This is a genomic window from Sphingomonas sp. (assembly GCF_030145815.1).
Lineage (GTDB): Bacteria > Pseudomonadota > Alphaproteobacteria > Sphingomonadales > Sphingomonadaceae > Sphingomonas.
The window spans coordinates 12,895-28,386 of sequence record NZ_JAIXHL010000025.1; the positions used below are offsets into that span (position 1 = coordinate 12,895).

General features: G+C 65.8%; 15 protein-coding genes and 1 tRNA gene. 4 read left to right on the plus strand and 12 right to left on the minus strand.

All coding sequences use genetic code 11. The annotated features are described in order from the left end of the window. Positions 1–31: 31 nt before the first annotated feature. The 3 genes from KYX69_RS18520 (at position 32) to KYX69_RS18530 (ending at position 6,131) form a co-directional block, all read left to right on the plus strand. Positions 32–994 carry a FecR family protein gene (locus KYX69_RS18520; protein WP_300500016.1) on the plus strand — a complete coding sequence of 321 codons (963 nt, stop codon included), beginning with the start codon at positions 32–34 and terminating at the stop codon, positions 992–994. 98 nt (positions 995–1,092) lie between these two features. Continuing rightward, a complete protein-coding gene (locus KYX69_RS18525) occupies positions 1,093–4,023 on the plus strand; it encodes a TonB-dependent receptor (protein ID WP_300500019.1) in 2,931 nt (976 codons plus the stop codon). Further along, positions 4,020–6,131 carry an Atxe2 family lasso peptide isopeptidase gene (locus tag KYX69_RS18530; RefSeq protein WP_300500022.1) on the plus strand — a complete coding sequence of 704 codons (2,112 nt, stop codon included), beginning with the start codon at positions 4,020–4,022 and terminating at the stop codon, positions 6,129–6,131. Before KYX69_RS18525 ends, KYX69_RS18530 begins: the two co-directional genes overlap by 4 nt. Here KYX69_RS18530 and KYX69_RS18535 read toward each other — a convergent pair. The 10 genes from KYX69_RS18535 to KYX69_RS18580 all read right to left on the minus strand — a co-directional run bounded on the left by KYX69_RS18535 (position 6,120) and on the right by KYX69_RS18580 (position 12,852). After that, positions 6,120–7,775, minus strand: coding sequence for an asparagine synthetase B family protein (locus KYX69_RS18535; RefSeq protein ID WP_300500025.1), 1,656 nt, complete (start codon positions 7,773–7,775; stop codon positions 6,120–6,122). The two genes, KYX69_RS18530 and KYX69_RS18535, sit on opposite strands and share 12 nt — an antisense overlap. 92 nt (positions 7,776–7,867) lie before the next feature. Next, positions 7,868–8,518, minus strand: a complete 651-nt coding sequence (locus KYX69_RS18540; protein ID WP_300500028.1) for a lasso peptide biosynthesis B2 protein — start codon at positions 8,516–8,518, stop codon at positions 7,868–7,870. Between the two features lie 64 nt (positions 8,519–8,582). Then, on the minus strand, positions 8,583–8,714 hold the full coding sequence (locus KYX69_RS18545) for a benenodin family lasso peptide (protein WP_300500031.1): 132 nt from the start codon (positions 8,712–8,714) through the stop codon (positions 8,583–8,585). A 60-nt stretch (positions 8,715–8,774) separates the two neighbouring features. Beyond that, the gene (locus KYX69_RS18550; RefSeq protein WP_300500034.1) at positions 8,775–8,906 is read right to left on the minus strand and encodes a benenodin family lasso peptide; all 132 of its coding nucleotides are present in this window, start codon (positions 8,904–8,906) and stop codon (positions 8,775–8,777) included. A gap of 79 nt (positions 8,907–8,985) precedes the next feature. Further along, positions 8,986–9,117: a benenodin family lasso peptide gene (locus KYX69_RS18555; protein ID WP_300500037.1), complete on the minus strand. Its 132-nt coding sequence runs from the start codon at positions 9,115–9,117 to the stop codon at positions 8,986–8,988. A 93-nt stretch (positions 9,118–9,210) separates the two neighbouring features. Further along, the gene (locus KYX69_RS18560) at positions 9,211–9,789 is read right to left on the minus strand and encodes a GntR family transcriptional regulator (protein ID WP_300500039.1); all 579 of its coding nucleotides are present in this window, start codon (positions 9,787–9,789) and stop codon (positions 9,211–9,213) included. Then, on the minus strand, positions 9,786–10,670 hold the full coding sequence (locus KYX69_RS18565; RefSeq protein ID WP_300500042.1) for a phytanoyl-CoA dioxygenase family protein: 885 nt from the start codon (positions 10,668–10,670) through the stop codon (positions 9,786–9,788). The genes KYX69_RS18560 and KYX69_RS18565 overlap by 4 nt, the downstream gene beginning before the upstream one ends. A gap of 9 nt (positions 10,671–10,679) precedes the next feature. After that, on the minus strand, positions 10,680–11,306 hold the full coding sequence (locus tag KYX69_RS18570) for an acyl-homoserine-lactone synthase (protein ID WP_300500045.1): 627 nt from the start codon (positions 11,304–11,306) through the stop codon (positions 10,680–10,682). Positions 11,307–11,387: 81 nt separating this feature from the next. Continuing rightward, positions 11,388–12,074 (minus strand): LuxR family transcriptional regulator, encoded by a 687-nt coding sequence (locus KYX69_RS18575; protein ID WP_300500048.1) that lies wholly within the window; start codon positions 12,072–12,074, stop codon positions 11,388–11,390. Positions 12,075–12,777: 703 nt separating this feature from the next. Further along, a tRNA-Thr gene (locus tag KYX69_RS18580) sits at positions 12,778–12,852 on the minus strand. A gap of 100 nt (positions 12,853–12,952) precedes the next feature. Between KYX69_RS18580 and KYX69_RS18585 the strand changes: the two genes are divergently transcribed. Beyond that, the gene (locus tag KYX69_RS18585; protein WP_300500051.1) at positions 12,953–13,090 is read left to right on the plus strand and encodes a hypothetical protein; all 138 of its coding nucleotides are present in this window, start codon (positions 12,953–12,955) and stop codon (positions 13,088–13,090) included. Between the two features lie 3 nt (positions 13,091–13,093). On the opposite strand, the gene KYX69_RS18590 is transcribed toward KYX69_RS18585, so the two are convergent. Both KYX69_RS18590 and KYX69_RS18595 read right to left on the minus strand, forming a co-directional pair. Continuing rightward, positions 13,094–13,465 carry a VOC family protein gene (locus KYX69_RS18590; protein WP_300500053.1) on the minus strand — a complete coding sequence of 124 codons (372 nt, stop codon included), beginning with the start codon at positions 13,463–13,465 and terminating at the stop codon, positions 13,094–13,096. 61 nt (positions 13,466–13,526) lie between these two features. Further along, a complete protein-coding gene (locus tag KYX69_RS18595; RefSeq protein WP_300500056.1) occupies positions 13,527–15,329 on the minus strand; it encodes an aminopeptidase P family protein in 1,803 nt (600 codons plus the stop codon). Positions 15,330–15,492 lie beyond the last annotated feature (163 nt).

Below are 15,492 nucleotides of genomic sequence, written 5' to 3' on the forward strand. Positions count from 1 at the left end.
GGGAACGGAGGATAGCCTCAGCGTAGCGGACATGAAGCAAGCCGGGATCTGGTTCGCGCGGATGCGCAGCCCCGACGCGGAGAAGTTTCGCGCCGAGTTCGAGCGCTGGCACGCGGCTCATCCAGCACATGCCAGGGCCTATGAGGAGGCCGGCGCGCGCTGGCTGACTGCAGGCGGGATCGCCGACACGGAGATGGGGCGTAATCGCCGGCTTCCCGAACGGCGGCCCCCGATTTGGGAGATGCCAGGAGCCCGCCCAGCCTTTGCGGCGATCGCATTGGTCCTCGTCGTCCTTGGTGGCCTGTGGTTCTTCCGCTCACCCAATGAGGGTGGGGATACCCCGCAGATGGCGGCAGCCCAGCCTCAGTCGACACGGGTCGGCGAGATCCGCAGCGTGAAGCTTGCCGACGGAACGACAGTGACGCTCGACACGGACAGCGCAATCGAGGTGCGCCTGACGAAGGATTTGCGCCAGGTCCGGCTGGTGCGCGGACGCGCGCGCTTCGATGTCGCGCACGACGCCGCGCGCCCGTTCCGGGTCGAGGCAGCCGGTCGGACCGTCACTGCGCTCGGGACGATGTTCGATGTCGGGTTCGAGCCGGGAGGAGTGCGGGTCAGCCTGCTTCGCGGTTCGGTCGAAGTCCGCGGCATCGCGCCCGCGGGGGGCGTCGCCGCGGTCACGCGGCTCGCGCCCGGCGAGTGCTTCACCGACCGCGCGCGCCGCGCGGAGGTGGTCAAGGCATCGCCCGGGCTACAGCAATGGGTCTCCGGGATGCTCGACTTTGACGGCGTGCCGCTGGGCGACGTGCTCGAACAGACCAACCGCTACTCCCAGCGCAAGATCCGCCTGGGCGACCCTTCGCTGGCCGCGCAGCGCTTGACCGGCGGGTTCCGGCCGCTGCCCGTCGACGAACTCGCCGCCGCCCTCGCCGCAGCCTTTTCGCTGCGGGTCGAGCAATCGCCGCAAGGTGATCTGATCCTCCGGCGCGCATGATCGTCATCGCCACGAAATAATTTCGGGCGGGTTTTCCGCGCAACCTCGTCTCGCACCCCAGACCGCCCAATCGGCGGCGCATGAATGGGGAGCGATACATGAGAGTGGGGAAATTGGGTGCGCTGGCGCTTGCCGGCACGGCGATGGTGATGATCGTGCCGTCGGCGCTCGCGCAGGAGGACGCCCGTGACTTCGACATGCCGAGCCAGGACCTCGGCATCGCCTTGCGGGCAGTCGCGCAGCAATCGGGCACCCAGGTCATCGTGCCGACTGAGCTGGTCGCCGGGCTTCGCGCGCCCGCGCTGAAGGGCCGTTACCGAGCCGATCAGGCGGTGTCGCAGCTGCTGCGCGGCAGCCGCTTGCGGGTGGTCCTGGTCGGGACCACGCTGGTCGTGCAACGAGATGATGTCGGCCAGGAGGGAAACGAACCCACTGAAGGTGGTGGCGAAATTCTCGTCACCGGCACGCGAATCCGCGGCCAGGGCCCGGTGGGGGTTCCGGTAATCACGGTCGATCGCAAGGCGATGGCCGACAATGGCTTTTCCACCACGCAGCAGATCGTCCAGTCGATCCCGCAGAACTTCAGCGGCGGCGCCATTGAGGGAATGAGCGGGCTGATCACCGGCGCCGGCAATGGGAATGTCAGCCGCGGAGTCGGCGTCAATCTGCGCGGTCTTGGTCAGGGTTCGACCCTCGTCCTCATCAACGGGGACAGGCCGCCACTGGGCGGGTTTTCGGGCACCTTTTCCGACCTTTCCGTCATCCCCGCCTCGGCGATCGAGCGCGTCGAAATCGTGCCGGACGGCTCTTCGGCGATCTACGGCTCCGATGCAGTGGCTGGCGTAGTCAACGTCGTCACCCGCGACAATTTCCGCGGTGCCGAAACCAGCTTCCGGATCGGGACTGCCGACGGCGACGCGCAGGAATATCAGTTCAGCCAGCTGTTCGGGGTCAAATGGTCCAGCGGACGTGCGGTGGTCGCGTATGAATTCTACCGTCGCGACAACCTCTCCGCCGACGACCGGCCCTATATCACCGACGATCTGCGGCCCTTCGGCGGCGGGGACTATCGCGGCAATTATGCGAGCCCTGGCACGATCGTCGCGGGCGGCGTCAACTTCGCGATCCCGCGCGGGCAGTTCGGCAACGGCCTCACCCCGGCGCAGCTGACACGGGGGGCGATCAATCGCGGCGATGGGTGGGACGGGGTCGACATTCTCCCGGAGCAAGAGCGTCACTCGTTGTTCGTGTCGCTCAGCCAGAATCTGACCAGCAACCTGCGCTTCTACGTGCGAGGGCTCGCGACCTTGCGCAATTTCGACGTCGCGGTCCGCAGCGGAACCGATACGCGCCGCACGGTCCCGGTCACCAACCCTTACTACGTCGATCCGATCGGGACGCATCTGCCGATCGGCGTCAACTACAGCTTCGTTCGGGACCTCGGCAACGAGCGCTATCGCGGCGACGTGCGTGCTTATGGCGGGACCGCGGGCCTTGAACTCACGCTGGGGACCTGGTCGGTCGACGGCCATGCGACCTGGGGCAAGCAGGACGAGCGCTACGACTATCTGAACCGCGTCAACTCGGCGCGCCTCGCGCTGGCGCTGGCAGACACCAATCCGGCGACGGCCTATAATCTGTTGGGCGACGGACCCTCGACCAATCCGGCAACGATCGAGTCGATCCGGGGCTACACCAAGCGTCGCTGGGACGCCGTGGTCTGGTCGGCGGCGGTGCGCGCAGACGGGCCGCTCTTCGCCCTGCCGGCGGGTGACGTGCGTCTCGCCGTAGGCGGGGAGTATCGCGAGGATCGCTACCGCGACCGCGAGAATATCTCCTACACCTCGACACTGGCGCCTCGCGCCAATGCGCTGACTCCGCTTCCCGGGCCCCGGATCGTCAAAGGCGCCTATGCCGAACTGCGGATCCCGGTATTCGCGGAGGCGATGTCGGTGCCGCTGTTCCGCCGCCTCGATCTGTCGGCGGCGGTTCGGACCGAGCATTACAGCGATTTCGGCAGCACGACGAACCCGAAGGTCAGCATGGCCTGGGAGCCGCTCGGTGGCGTCACGCTGCGCGGCAGCTTCGGCAAGTCCTTCCGCGCGCCTGGAGTCACCGAGTTGCGCCAGGACCCGGATACCTTTGGTCAGTTCGCCTATCCGGTGGTCGATCCCCAATCGCCAACCGGCATGTCCAACATCATGGTCATCCGCGGCAACGACCCCGACCTAGGGCCCGAGCGCGCAACCACCTGGACGCTGGGCGCGGACCTGAAACCTGCGGCATTGCCGGGGCTGCGGGCAGGCGTCACCTGGTTCAGCGTAAATTACCGCGACCGGATCGCGTCGGTCGCGTCGAGCGTGACCAACTATCTCATCAACCGAGACATCTATGCGCCGATCCTGACCTTCAACCCGCCGGCGGCGCGGATCGCCGAGCTGTTCGCCTCGCCCTATTATCTCGACCTGACCGGCATCCCGAGCACCGCGCCGATTGTTGCGATCGCGGACGCGCGGACGCGCAACCTGTCGATCGTGAAGCAGTCGGGGCTCGACCTCGACCTGCAATATGATTTCGGTCTCGGCGGCGGGAACGCCTCGGTCGGCGCGAACGCGACCTACATCTTCGGGATCAATCAGCAGCTGACGGCGACATCGGCGCCGGTCGATGTTGTCGATACGGTCGGCAATCCAATCGATCTCAGGGTTCGGGGGCATGCGACCTGGAACAAGGGCGGCTTCGGCGCGGCGCTGTTCGTCAACTATGCCGATGGATATCAGAACCGGACCGTAACCCCGGCGCAGCGCGTCTCGTCCTGGACGACGTTCGACCTCAACCTGAGCTACACCTTCCAGCAGCCCTCGGGTCCGTTCAAGGGGCTTCGGGTCGCGCTCAATGCGAGCAACCTGTTCGATTCCGACCCGCCATATGTGAGCTATGTCGTGGGCACCCTCGCGGTTGGCTTCGATGGCGAGAATGCGAATCCGATGGGCCGCTTCGTCGCGCTGCAGGTCACCAAGTCGTGGTGAAGCACCTGATCGGCTCGGCCGCGCTTGGCCTGATCTCCTGCTGGACCATGGCGGCGCACGCAACGCCCATGGCCTGCAGCGAGCGCCTGTTGCCGCCTCCCCCCGAGGCGGCAACAGGCCAAAGGCCGATCGCCGCCCGCGATCTGATCGAGTTGCGCGACTTCGGGATGATGTTCGACACCGCCAAACGGCCATCCTTCAGCGTCTCGCCGGATGGTCGTTATGCCGCGCTGATCTTGCGGCGCGCCGATCCAGAGAGCGACAGCTATTGTTTCGGCGTGATGCTGGTGCCTCTGGACGGGCGAACGCGGGCAAGGCTGCTCGACGTCGGGGGTGAGTTCATCCAGGCGATGACCGATCCTTACGGCGTAACCGGCGTGCCCTCGGGCCTTCCGGTCACCGAGCCGCCGGTCTGGTCGCCCGACGGATCCTCGCTTGCCTATCTGCGCCGGGACAAGGGTCAGACCCAGATCTGGCAGGTCGGACTGGATGGTGGGCCTGCAAAGCAGGTTACGAATCTCACGACCGAGCCGCGCAGCCTCGCCTGGAGCAAAGACGGAAGAAGCCTGCTGTTCACGACGCGCAGGATGTTCGATGCCCAGGTCGCCGAGATCGATCGCGAAGGCCGGTCCGGCTATCTCTATGACGACCGCTTCTGGTCGGTCGCCTATGCGCGTCCGACACCCCGGCTGCCGCTGGCGACCGAGATCAACGCCCTCGATCTCGCTAGCGGCAAGAGCCGGATTGTCACGAGCGATGACGCCGCCGCGATGAAGGGCGAGGCCGCGGCACGATTTCCCGAGGACGCCGGGGCGACCGCGATCTCCCCGACCGGAGGACGCGCATGGGTGGCAAGCGAGCATGCCGATATGCCCCGCGGCCCGACCTTGCTGCGCGTCGAGGTAGGCGGCAAGAAAATAGTGTGCTCAGGCGAAGCGTGCCGTGAGCCGATCGCCGGGCTCTGGTGGACCGGGCAGGATACGCTCTTCATCCTGCGCGGCGGCAACGCGGACAATGGCGGCCGCACCGCGCTTTATCGGTGGCGCCCCGGCGTCGAGCCGGGCCCGCGCCGGCTATTCGAGACCGAGGACTTTCTGCCCGGATGTGGGCTTGCGGCCGCGGCGCTCATCTGTGCGCGAGAAACTGCTACGGGGCCTCGCGTCCTTGTCCGCTTCGATCCGGCCACAGGCCGCAACGCCGTGGTCTTCGATCCCAACCCGGAATTCGCTCAGGTGCAGCTGGGCAAGGTCGAGCGGCTGACCTGGACCGATCGCGACGGCGTCCGGACCTATGGCGATCTGACACTGCCGCCGGACCACAGGGCCGGTGAGCGCCATCCCCTCATCATCGTCCAATACATCTCACGTGGGTTTCAGCGCGGCGGACAGGGCGACGAATATCCGATCCAGCTGCTCGCGGCGCGCGGCTATGCCGTCCTCAATTTCCAGTGGCCGGCCGAAGCTCCCGAGGCCGCGGCCAAGGCCAGCGACGATGCCGCCCAGCGCGTCAAGGTCAGAAACTGGTCTGGACGGCGCCGGATCTTCACGGCACTCGACGCCGGGATCGACACCGCCATCGCAAAAGGGGTCGTGAACCCCGAGCTGGTCGGCATCACCGGCCTGAGCGATGGGGCGAGCACGGTCCAGTTTGCGCTCAACAATTCGACGCGCTTCAAGGCCGCGATCATCTCGACTTGCTGCGATGATCCCAACGTCGTGTTCAATGCCGGCCCCGGCTATGGCAATACCGTGGTGAACGGTGTGGGCTACCCACCGGCGGGCGCAGATGGTCGCGAATTCTGGCGAGCCCAGTCGCTCGCGGTCAACGCGGTTCACCTTCGGGTGCCGCTGCTGATGAATTTGCCGGATGGCGAATTCCGGATCGCCCAGGAGGCCTTTGCTGCGCTGAAGGCGCATAACGCACCGGTCGAGATGTATGTCTATCCGGACGAGTGGCACACCAAGAACCATCCGGCGCATCGCCTGGCCATTTACGGGCGGAACATCGCCTGGTTCGATTTCTGGCTGCTCGGCCTTGAATCGGACGATCCCTCGCGCGCTGCCGAGATCGCGCGGTGGAGGGCTTTGCGGGCAGCGTCAGCCAAGTGACCGTCCTTCCCAGTGGCGGACCCATGCCTCGACTTCCACGAGCGCCATCACTTCTGGGAGCGCCTCGCTGTCCGCCATCGTTCCCTCAAGAAATCTCGTGATGCGCTCCCGATCGAGCAGCCCTTCCCGCGCGAGCGCGCCGTCGAGGAGCATTTCGCGAATGATGGTCATGTTCGCCCGGATCATCCGGTAGGCGAGGCTGCTGAACGAGACTTTGGTGCGGCGGTCGATAACGGATGCGGGCAGCCGATCCCGAAACGCTTCGCGCGCTACGGTACGGTTGTTGCCGCCGGCGCACCAGAACCAGGTCGGGATGGAGATGCAGATCTCCGCGATAGGCTGCGACATCAAAGGCGCGAGCAACGGCGCCATCGCTTCGCGGCCATAGCCTTCGAGCTGGTTCTGGATTCCAATGATCGACCAGACGTGCTTGCACTTGCCCGGCGGAATTCCGGCGGGAGCCGCGAGCCAAGGATTTCCCTCGGGCCATGGCAGGCAGTCTCGCACATGGGGTGCCAGAAACGCATTGGTCATCGGCTTGGGCATGGCGGAGTGATTTCGGGGCCAGCGCCGGGCAGCGGCCGCGAATACCTTCCAGACGTTGGTCCGCGTCATCTGGGCGATGTCGCCAGCGGTTTCGAACACACCCTTGCCAAGACCTTCGGCAGCGAGGCGATCAATCAAAGGAAATGCCGAATGGGTGAGACAGAACATGCTGTCCCCGCCACCGCCGCCGAAAAAGGCATCGGTGCGGAGCTCGGCGGCCAGCACCTGGATCGGCCGATCGAGCGCTTGGGAGAATGAGCGCGCGCATGGTCTCGGCAAATCCTGCGCATCGCTGTGGCGGATGTCGACGGTGGCGGCGTCGGCGACCAGTTCGGTAAGGGGATATCCCAGGAGCTCAGCGACCGCCCGCGCCCAGGGCAGCTCGCTCGCGTCGCCGGGGGCTGGGCCGAAGGTGAGACAATGCGCTTCCGATTGCCCTGTGCGCATCCCGGCGGCAACGATCGAGGAATCGAGGCCGCCGGAAATCTCGATCAGCGGCCGTTCAAAGCATCCGGCCCACGCCCCGAGCGTCGTCGATGCCACATCGCGAAGCAACGCGATCGCGTCGGCCCTATCGGTGACGCGCACCGCAGGCTCGGCGAATGTCCAGGGCGACCAGGCGCAATGCGTCGAAGCGCCACGATCGTTCAGATCGAACACAATCCCAGGGAGAACTTCGCTGATACCGCGAAGGCAAGTGCGCGCCGGCCGGAAGTCTCGGAATACCAGCGACTGGGTGACGATCGTCCAGTCGATGACAGGTTCGAGTAGCGCTGGGCCAAACAGCAGATTCGGCCGGGACGTGAGGACATGCACACCCTCGATCTCGGCGTAATAGCAAGGGACTGTCCCCGAGGGATCGCGAATGACCTCGACCCGGTCGCCCAGCGCCCGGATCGCGACGTAGCCGCCCCAATAGGATTTCACGAGTTCCGACGCCGAGAGTTGGCCAAGCTTCGCTGGTTCGATGACTCGCGCGCTACTCTCCCGGTCGAACAGATGCCCGAATAGGATGCCGCCGCCATTCGGCAGGACTACATGCGCAGCTCTGGCATCTCCGATCACGAGAAGGCCCGGTCCCTCGACCAGGTCGACCATCGCATGCGATCGCAGCCTTTCGGCGAGACCGCGCGCGCGCTCATTTGCCTCCGGGCCCGGGACTACCACGCACGCCAGATAAGCCCCTCTGTTCATATCGCGAGGATCGGCGTGAAGCCCGATACATGATCGAAGCTGTCGTTGAGGATGGTATCGGCCGTCTGGAGCCAGCAATGGGCCGCGAACGGTTCAGGCGCGATGCCGAACACGATCTGCGACCCAATACCCCTCCGCGCGAGCCACTGTTCGAGCGCAAGCGAATCGAGCAGGCAGTTTCGTGCGATCGGGACCATCCGCCGGGCACGCTCGAACGCCTGGGCCTCGATGAGGGCCGCCGGACCACGCCGGGGCAGAGGGCCCCGCGTTCGGATGCCGGTCAGTATATGGTTCAGCGAGAAGACGCGCAGCGACAGTCGCATGCCCGCAACACTCACCGCGACCCGAACGGGATGTTCCTTCCCAGCTGCGGGCGCGTCGGTTTGCGCGAGACTGGTCGGGATCGTCACGCGCTCCTTGAGCACGTTGGTCGGCTCCGGATCGCCCTGTCGCAAGATGCGCGCGCGGACCAGCGTGTCGGTCACGGTCTGGGGAACGACGCCCGCATAGTTCCGATTGAGCCAGGCCAGCATCTCCCCGGCGGAAGCGGCGGGCACGCGAAAATAGCGGTCCTGCCGGATATCCAGCAAGAACAGCGCTTCGGATGCGACGCAGGCCGTCGCGTGTGGCAAGATTCGCCAGAGCATTCCGGATGCCGGATCCCTTCGGTGGTGCGGCGCCAGCTCGCTCGGAGCCGGCCGCCGCGGGCGGTCAGTTGTCCGAAAGGCCTTCGGGCAGGATGTACCCGACGATTTCGAACATGCCGGTGCAACTGCCCTGCGTCTCGACGCTGGCCGCGCCAAGATCGATCAGGTCAGCGACCTGCGCCTCTTCGCTTTTCATAATGGCTCTCCGTCTTGGTGGATGGCTGGCCCGGCGCGCAGCCGGGCCGCCGGCTGCGGATCAGTCGTCCGACAACCCATCGTGCTCGATGAGTCCGATGACGTCGAAGCTGCCGGTCATCGCGCCCTGGGTCTCGGTGCTGGCCGCGCCGAGATCGACGAGATCGACCGCCTGGTCGTGTTCGGTTTGCATGGGAGTCACTCCGTCTTGCGTTGGCTTGGGGTGATCGAGTTGCGCCGGCCCGGCGCGGAGCCGGGCCGGCGCTCTCGGATCAGTCGTCCGACAGGCCTTCGCGCGGGATGAGGCCGACGACGTCATACTTGCCGTCGAGGGCGCCCTGGGTCTCGACGCTGGCGACGCCGAGATCGATCAGGTCGATGGATTCGTTGGGTTCGCGGTCCATGGTCATTCTCCTGTCGCGAGATGCGACCAAGAGAAGATTCGCCAAGCCGGCGGTTATAAGAAGTTTATAATCGGATTATAATCGAACGGCCGATCAAATGGCTTCCCGCCGCCGGATTAGCTCTGCGACCGCCTTCATCCTGCGAAGATGATAGCGCCGAATTGCTTGGGGGAGCGCGCTGTCGAAGACGGAAAGCTCGTCGAGTTCTCCGATGATGGGCTCAAGAACCTCCGACTCGATGAATCGGAACGGATGCAGACGGTCGCCAACGCTCGAAATCGCCAGACGGATCTCGCGGTTCGGTGCCATCTCGCCGATTCGTTCGAACAGCAGCGCCGTTCTTCCGGCGATCGTTTCATCGTCCGGCTCGTCGATCACGAGCGGGTTTCGCGCGGTCCGCACCGCCATGAGCACCAGTGCGGAATGCCACTCGTAAAGGTCGCGCAGCCCCGCTTCACTGAGCCGCGGAACATGGAACCCCTCGCCGGCGCTTGCCTCGACGAGGTGCTCGCCGACCAGCCGTTGCAGGACGTCGCGTACCGGCGTCATGCTGACGCCCAGCTCCTCTGCGAGCCGATTGGCTTCCAGGCGCGCGCCCGGTGCATACCGGCCCTCGCGCAGCATGCGCTTCAACGTCGCGTAGCTGCGCTCCATCGCCTGGAGCGGACTCATGCGTCGACCTCCTGGCCGAGCCGGTGGGCCGTGACGGCCTCGGCCTGGTCGGGCCGGAGCGCGTCCACCGCGCCGATGTGCTCGGGGAGGTTGCCGGTAAGGAGGAGGGACGGGCATACGCCCTCATAGTTGCCGAGGTTGGGGCGGTGCTGACGGTAGCCGACCAGGGCGGCGAGCTCCGGCGCGAAGCCGCGCGCGACAGCGGGGGGATAGGCGAGCCACTGGTTTTCATAGGGCTTGAGCCATCCGAGGCAGTAGCTGACTACGACCGCCTTGCGGATCTCGTCGCTCCGATTGGCGCCGGCGCCGTGGAGCGTCGAGCCGAGGAACAGGAACGCGTCCCCGGGTCCGAATTCGGCGACGACCGAGCGCTCGGGCATCGTTTCGTTCAGCGCCTCGCGCCCGTGGCTGCCAGGATAGAGGACCGTGCCGCCATTCTCGACTGTGAAGGGTGTCAGCGGCCACATGACGTTGACCAGATACTCGACCTCGCCCTTCACACCCTGCCACATATCCTGATCGCGGTGCGGAAATTGGGCGGGCGCCCCGGGATGCAGCGCGATGGCCTGCATCAGGTTCAGCTGAATCGTATCGCACCACGGCGAGAGCGTGCGATCGGCGACGGCCAAGATCAGCGGTTCGAGAGCGAGGTCGGCGGCGTGTGGCGAGCGCTTCAACAGGCTCCCGAACCGCTTGGTGCGACCGCCATAGAAATCGCCCTCGCAAAAGGGCGTCGCCTCATAGGTCGGCGCGAGATCGGCGGCGAGCGCCTCGATTGTGTCGCGCGGCAAGGCATTGGGGATCGCGCACCACCCCTGAGTCCTAAGCAATTCGAGGGCGGCGTCACAGCCGGCGGGCGTGGCGGTCGGATCTTCGGTCATGGCAGTACCTCAGGCGTTGGCGGCGCGGCGCGCCGGCATTTCGTGCGCGATGATCGGCGACCACACGCCGCCCGCCGCAAGCTCGGCCGGCGTCGCCGGCGTGATCGTGATCTCGAGGGCTCCGAGCAGCGATCGCCCGCTGGGTAGGGGTTCGCCCAGCGCCCGGCATTGCCAGCCAAAGCCCAGTATCTGCTGGAGCCAGGCCATCTCGGCGACGCCGGTATAGGTATCGATCCCGGTCTCGAGGGCGTGCGTTGCCAGGGCCGAGACAAGCTGGTTGCGCCTATGGCGCCGCTCCGGAGCGCGCAGCTGCCGGCCCAGGCAGAAGCGGGTAATCTCCCAGACGCGCGGCCCGCGCGGGACATTACCGTCGCAGAGCGCGGGGAACAGCGAGTCCAGGATGTGCGGCCGGGTCGTGGGCAACAGCCTCGCCGAGGCCAGATGCTCATGGTCGAGGTCAGTCAGGATTAGGTAGCGGGCATGCTCGTCATCGAACTGGTCGATTTCGAATCGGCCGTCCAGGGCCGGCAGGTCCCATTTGAGCAGATCGATGAAGACGCTTTTCCGGGCGGCGAACATCGACTGGAAGACCATGTCGCCGATGCTGTTGACGGTGGAGTCGACGAGAAGAACCATGGAGCAAACCCCTCGAGGTGACGAGGGGACAAGCATCCCGATCAGGCACTCGGCGGGGTATTCCAAGAAATGGGGATAGCGTCAGTGCCGCAGGATGTCGGAGAAGCTGATCAGACCGTCGAACAGGGCGCGGACGGCCAGCAAGGCGCGCTTTTGGACGCCGTACCGTTCCCGCGCATGCTTCAGGTGCTGGATGACCGTTTCGTGCCCCACGCCCAGGATGACCGATATTTCCCAGTCGGTCTTCCCGCGCGCCGCCCAGAGCACGCAATCGCGCTGCCGGTCGGTCAGGATCGGTGCGCTCTCTACCGCGAAGTCACGCGCGCCGGACAGCCGCCTCGCAGCCTCGAAGGCGAAACCGCCGATTAGCTGGCAGACGAACTGGAATTCCTCTGGAAAGGCGTCGCCGGCGCCAACGGCGAACGAGCAGGAGCCGAGCGTCTCGCCGGGTATGCTCGACGGGATCGTGAATCCGTCACCGATGCCGACGCGGTACGCCTCATCCAGGACGATGCGGTCCTCGGGTGTCATCCTGATCATGTCGGGGACGTTCGCCCAGGCAAAGCCTACGCTGGCGAGGTGGCAGGCGCGATGAATTGGGTCGCATTTTCCCAGGCCGTTCGCGTCGAACCAATCCTGCCAGCTGGAAGGGTAGTTGTGGATTCGAACTGCGGCGCCGTCCTCGCGGCGAAAGTCGATATGGTGGGTCAGCGCGAAGTACCGAATGCCCATCGCCTCGCAGCAGTCGATCAGCGCGCCGCGGAGCACATCGACACTCGTTGCGGAGCGCGCGCTTTCCACGAATGTTTCGGCAATCGCGAACCTAGGCATACCCACCCCCGCCGATGCGGAAATGGGGTCCTCAACCCGCCAGTTCGCAACGCGGCGCTACAGGGCTCGTGGGCGAACTACTTCTCAAGGAAGTCACCTGAGCTGATATGAGCGAGTTTTCACCAAATTCTACGACGAATGTCAAATCTCGCTTTGTATTCAACACTTAGTGCGTTTGTCGTAATCTTCGCACTCTGTGCATTACTGCATAATTTACCTTCGCAAGGGGCGGGCTTCGTCTCGTTGGACTCTCAATAGTCCCCTAACGGGATGGGCATTTCTCCAATCCGGAATGAGACATCTTCCAAATGCCGAATATTCGATCCGTGCTGGTCACGTGGCGCCCAAAGTTGAATGGTTGGCCGCTGCGTCGATCGACCGAAGGAGGCGTCGTCGCGCGATGAACTTCCAGGCATTGGATGCTGCCAGTGCCGCGGCCCGAATCGGGGGATCCTGTCGCGGGGTGCCTCGGCCCCATCGGACCCTGCACGTTCCGAAAATGTCCCCGGGACGGCCGCCGGGCCTACGCCAGAGCAGGGAAACTTTCGCCGCCCGCTGCTTCCGATATGCTTCCAAATTCGCCAATGACCCGCGACGCCCCCTGAGGGGTGGCGCTAAGTCATTGTTTTCTATCGGGGAATGGTGCTGCCGGTGAGGATTGAACTCACGACCTCAGCCTTACCAAGGATGCGCTCTACCACTGAGCTACGGCAGCACTCGGCGCGGGCGGAAGGTCCGTTCCACGCTGGGAGGCGGCCCTTTCGCGCGGGAGCGCCCCATTGTCAAGGCGCAGCGACCCGGTTTATCGCCGCGCCATGACCGACGCCGACAAAAAGGCCCGCCTCGCCGCCGCGCTCCGTGAGAATCTGCGCAAGCGCAAGGCGCAGGCACGGCAGGCGGCGGACCTGCCCGCGCCGCCACCGGCCCCGCCATCGCCCGACTCCGGCAACTGAGCGTTACCCCTTCATGATGAAGGCATTGAGCTTGTTCCCGTCCGGATCGCGGAAATAGGCGGCGTAGAAGCTGTCACCGCGCGGTCCCGGTGCGCCTTCGCAACTCCCGCCCTGTTCCAGCGCGATCGCGTGGAGCCGGTCGACCTGCGCCTCGTCCTTCGCCTCGAACGCGACCATCACGCCATTGCCGACGCTCGCGGCATTGCCGTCGAACGGCTTCATCAACGCGACCCCCGCACCGCCGCCCGGCGTGCCCCAGGCGATCGCGCCATCCCATTCCATCATCCGCGCGGTGCCAAGCTCCGCCGCGATGGCATCGTAAAATACCGCCCCCCGTGCGAGATCATTGGTCCCCAGCGTCACATAGCCGATCATATCGTCCTCCCGAATCGTTACGGATGGAACATATTGCGAACATCGCGGCGCTGCAAGCGCGTCAGCGCGCGTTGATCGGCCGGCACTTGCCCTCCAGCCACACCCGCTCCTCGGGCGACAGCTGCGGGCCGAGGATCTCCAGCACGCGCGCATGATAGGCGTCGAGCCAGCGGCGCTCGTCCTCGGTCAGCAACCCCGGCTCGATCAGGTCGCGCTCGATCGGGCAGAAGGTCAGCGTCTCGAATCCCAGCATCACCGATTCGGCGCCGGGAATGTCCTTCTCGACCACCAGCACCAGATTCTCGATCCGGATGCCGAACTCGCCCGCCTTATAGTAACCCGGCTCGTTCGACAGGAACATGCCCGCGCGTAAGGGTTCGGCCGGGCCGCCGCCGGGATAGTTGGGAGCGGCAATCCGCTGCGGTCCTTCATGCACCGACAGATAGGCGCCGACGCCATGCCCGGTGCCATGGCCATAGTCGCAGCCGACTTCCCATAGCGGGCGGCGCGCAAAGGCGTCGATCTGCCCACCGGTGGTCCCCGCCGGAAACACCGCCGTCGCGATCGCGATATGGCCCTTCAGCACGCGGGTGAAGCGGTCGCGCATCTCCTGCGTCGGCTCGCCCACCGGGATCACGCGGGTGACGTCGGTCGTGCCATCCGCATATTGCCCGCCCGAATCGACGAGATAGAGCTGGCCCTGCTCGATGGGCAGGCTCGACTCCTGGGTCACCTTGTAATGCGGGATCGCACCATTCGGGCCGGTGCCCGAAATTGTGTCAAAGCTCAGGTCGCGCAGCACGCCCGTTTCCTCGCGGAACGCCTGCAGCCGCGCGGCGGCCGACCATTCGGTCACCCCGCCCTTGGGCATCTCCGCCTCGGCCCATTTCAGGAACCGCGCGAGCGCCGCACCGTCACGCGCCTGTGCCGCCTTGTGTCCGGAAATCTCCACCTCGTTCTTGATTGCCTTGGCCAGCACCACCGGATCGCGCGTCGCCAGGATCGTCGCGCCACCGCTATCCAGCGCATCGAAGATCGCCGCGACCGACCCGGCCGGATCGGCGGCGACCCGCTTGCCCGCAAACTGCTCCAGCGCCGGGGCAAAGGCCGCGCGGTCATGCACCCGCACCGCATTGCCGAGATGCTGGGCGACATCGTCCCCTACCTTGTCCTTCGCCACGAACAGATCGGCAGTGCCGTCGGCATTGACGATGGCATAGGCGAGCGCGACCGGCGTGTGGCTGACATCCGCCCCGCGCACGTTGAACACCCAGGCGATCGAATCGAGCGCGGAGAGCACCACGGCATCCGCCTTGCGCTCGGCCAGCCAGTCGGCGATCTCGGCGCGCTTGCTCGCGCTGGTCCGGCCGGCGGCATCGTCGCGCTGCACGATCAGCTTGGCGTCAGACGGCGCGGGCTGGTCGTCCCACACCGCGTCTATCGGATTGCGGCTGACCGCGACGAGCTCTGCACCGCGCTCGGCTAGCGCCTTGCGCGCCTCCTCGACCCAGCCGCGCGTGTGCAGCCAGGGGTCGTACCCGATCCGCCCGCCCTGCGGCGCATGGTCGCGCAGCCAGTCGGCGATGCTGACCTGCGGGACCGGGACATAGTCCCAGTTCGCCCCATCGACCTGCTGGCGCACCTGAATCGTATAGCGTCCATCGGTGAAGATCGCGGCAGCCTCCGGCAGCACCACCGCGCTCCCCGCGCTCCCCTGAAACCCGGTCAGCCAGCCGAGCCGCTGAGCATAGCCGCCGACATATTCGCTCATATGCTCATCGGTCAGCGGCACGACGAACCCGTCGAGCTGGTCGCGGGAGAGCTGCTCGCGCAGGGCCTGAAGGCGGGCGGCATGGGTCGACATGGGATCGGTCCTCGAATGCAATGGGGCAGCAACTCCGCCCGATATGGGAAGCGGATCGCGCGCCGATAAGCCGCTCTCGTGGCGCAACTGGGCGGGGTTGAAAAGGGGTGACGGCGCAGAGGTTAACAACCCCGCGCCCTGTCCCACCCCGATACGCGGTCAA

Excerpts from the sequence above, each read along its gene's own strand:
- KYX69_RS18520 (WP_300500016.1), top strand. The coding sequence starts at position 32 with ATGAAGCAAGCCGGGATCTGGTTCGCGCGGATGCGCAGCCCCGACGCG.
- KYX69_RS18525 (WP_300500019.1), top strand. The coding sequence starts at position 1,093 with ATGAGAGTGGGGAAATTGGGTGCGCTGGCGCTTGCCGGCACGGCGATG.
- KYX69_RS18535 (WP_300500025.1), bottom strand. The coding sequence starts at position 7,775 with ATGGTCGACCTGGTCGAGGGACCGGGCCTTCTCGTGATCGGAGATGCC.
- KYX69_RS18540 (WP_300500028.1), bottom strand. The coding sequence starts at position 8,518 with ATGCTCTGGCGAATCTTGCCACACGCGACGGCCTGCGTCGCATCCGAA.
- KYX69_RS18545 (WP_300500031.1), bottom strand. The coding sequence starts at position 8,714 with ATGAAAAGCGAAGAGGCGCAGGTCGCTGACCTGATCGATCTTGGCGCG.
- KYX69_RS18550 (WP_300500034.1), bottom strand. The coding sequence starts at position 8,906 with ATGCAAACCGAACACGACCAGGCGGTCGATCTCGTCGATCTCGGCGCG.
- KYX69_RS18555 (WP_300500037.1), bottom strand. The coding sequence starts at position 9,117 with ATGGACCGCGAACCCAACGAATCCATCGACCTGATCGATCTCGGCGTC.
- KYX69_RS18560 (WP_300500039.1), bottom strand. The coding sequence starts at position 9,789 with ATGAGTCCGCTCCAGGCGATGGAGCGCAGCTACGCGACGTTGAAGCGC.
- KYX69_RS18565 (WP_300500042.1), bottom strand. The coding sequence starts at position 10,670 with ATGACCGAAGATCCGACCGCCACGCCCGCCGGCTGTGACGCCGCCCTC.
- KYX69_RS18570 (WP_300500045.1), bottom strand. The coding sequence starts at position 11,306 with ATGGTTCTTCTCGTCGACTCCACCGTCAACAGCATCGGCGACATGGTC.
- KYX69_RS18585 (WP_300500051.1), top strand. The coding sequence starts at position 12,953 with ATGACCGACGCCGACAAAAAGGCCCGCCTCGCCGCCGCGCTCCGTGAG.
- KYX69_RS18590 (WP_300500053.1), bottom strand. The coding sequence starts at position 13,465 with ATGATCGGCTATGTGACGCTGGGGACCAATGATCTCGCACGGGGGGCG.
- KYX69_RS18595 (WP_300500056.1), bottom strand. The coding sequence starts at position 15,329 with ATGTCGACCCATGCCGCCCGCCTTCAGGCCCTGCGCGAGCAGCTCTCC.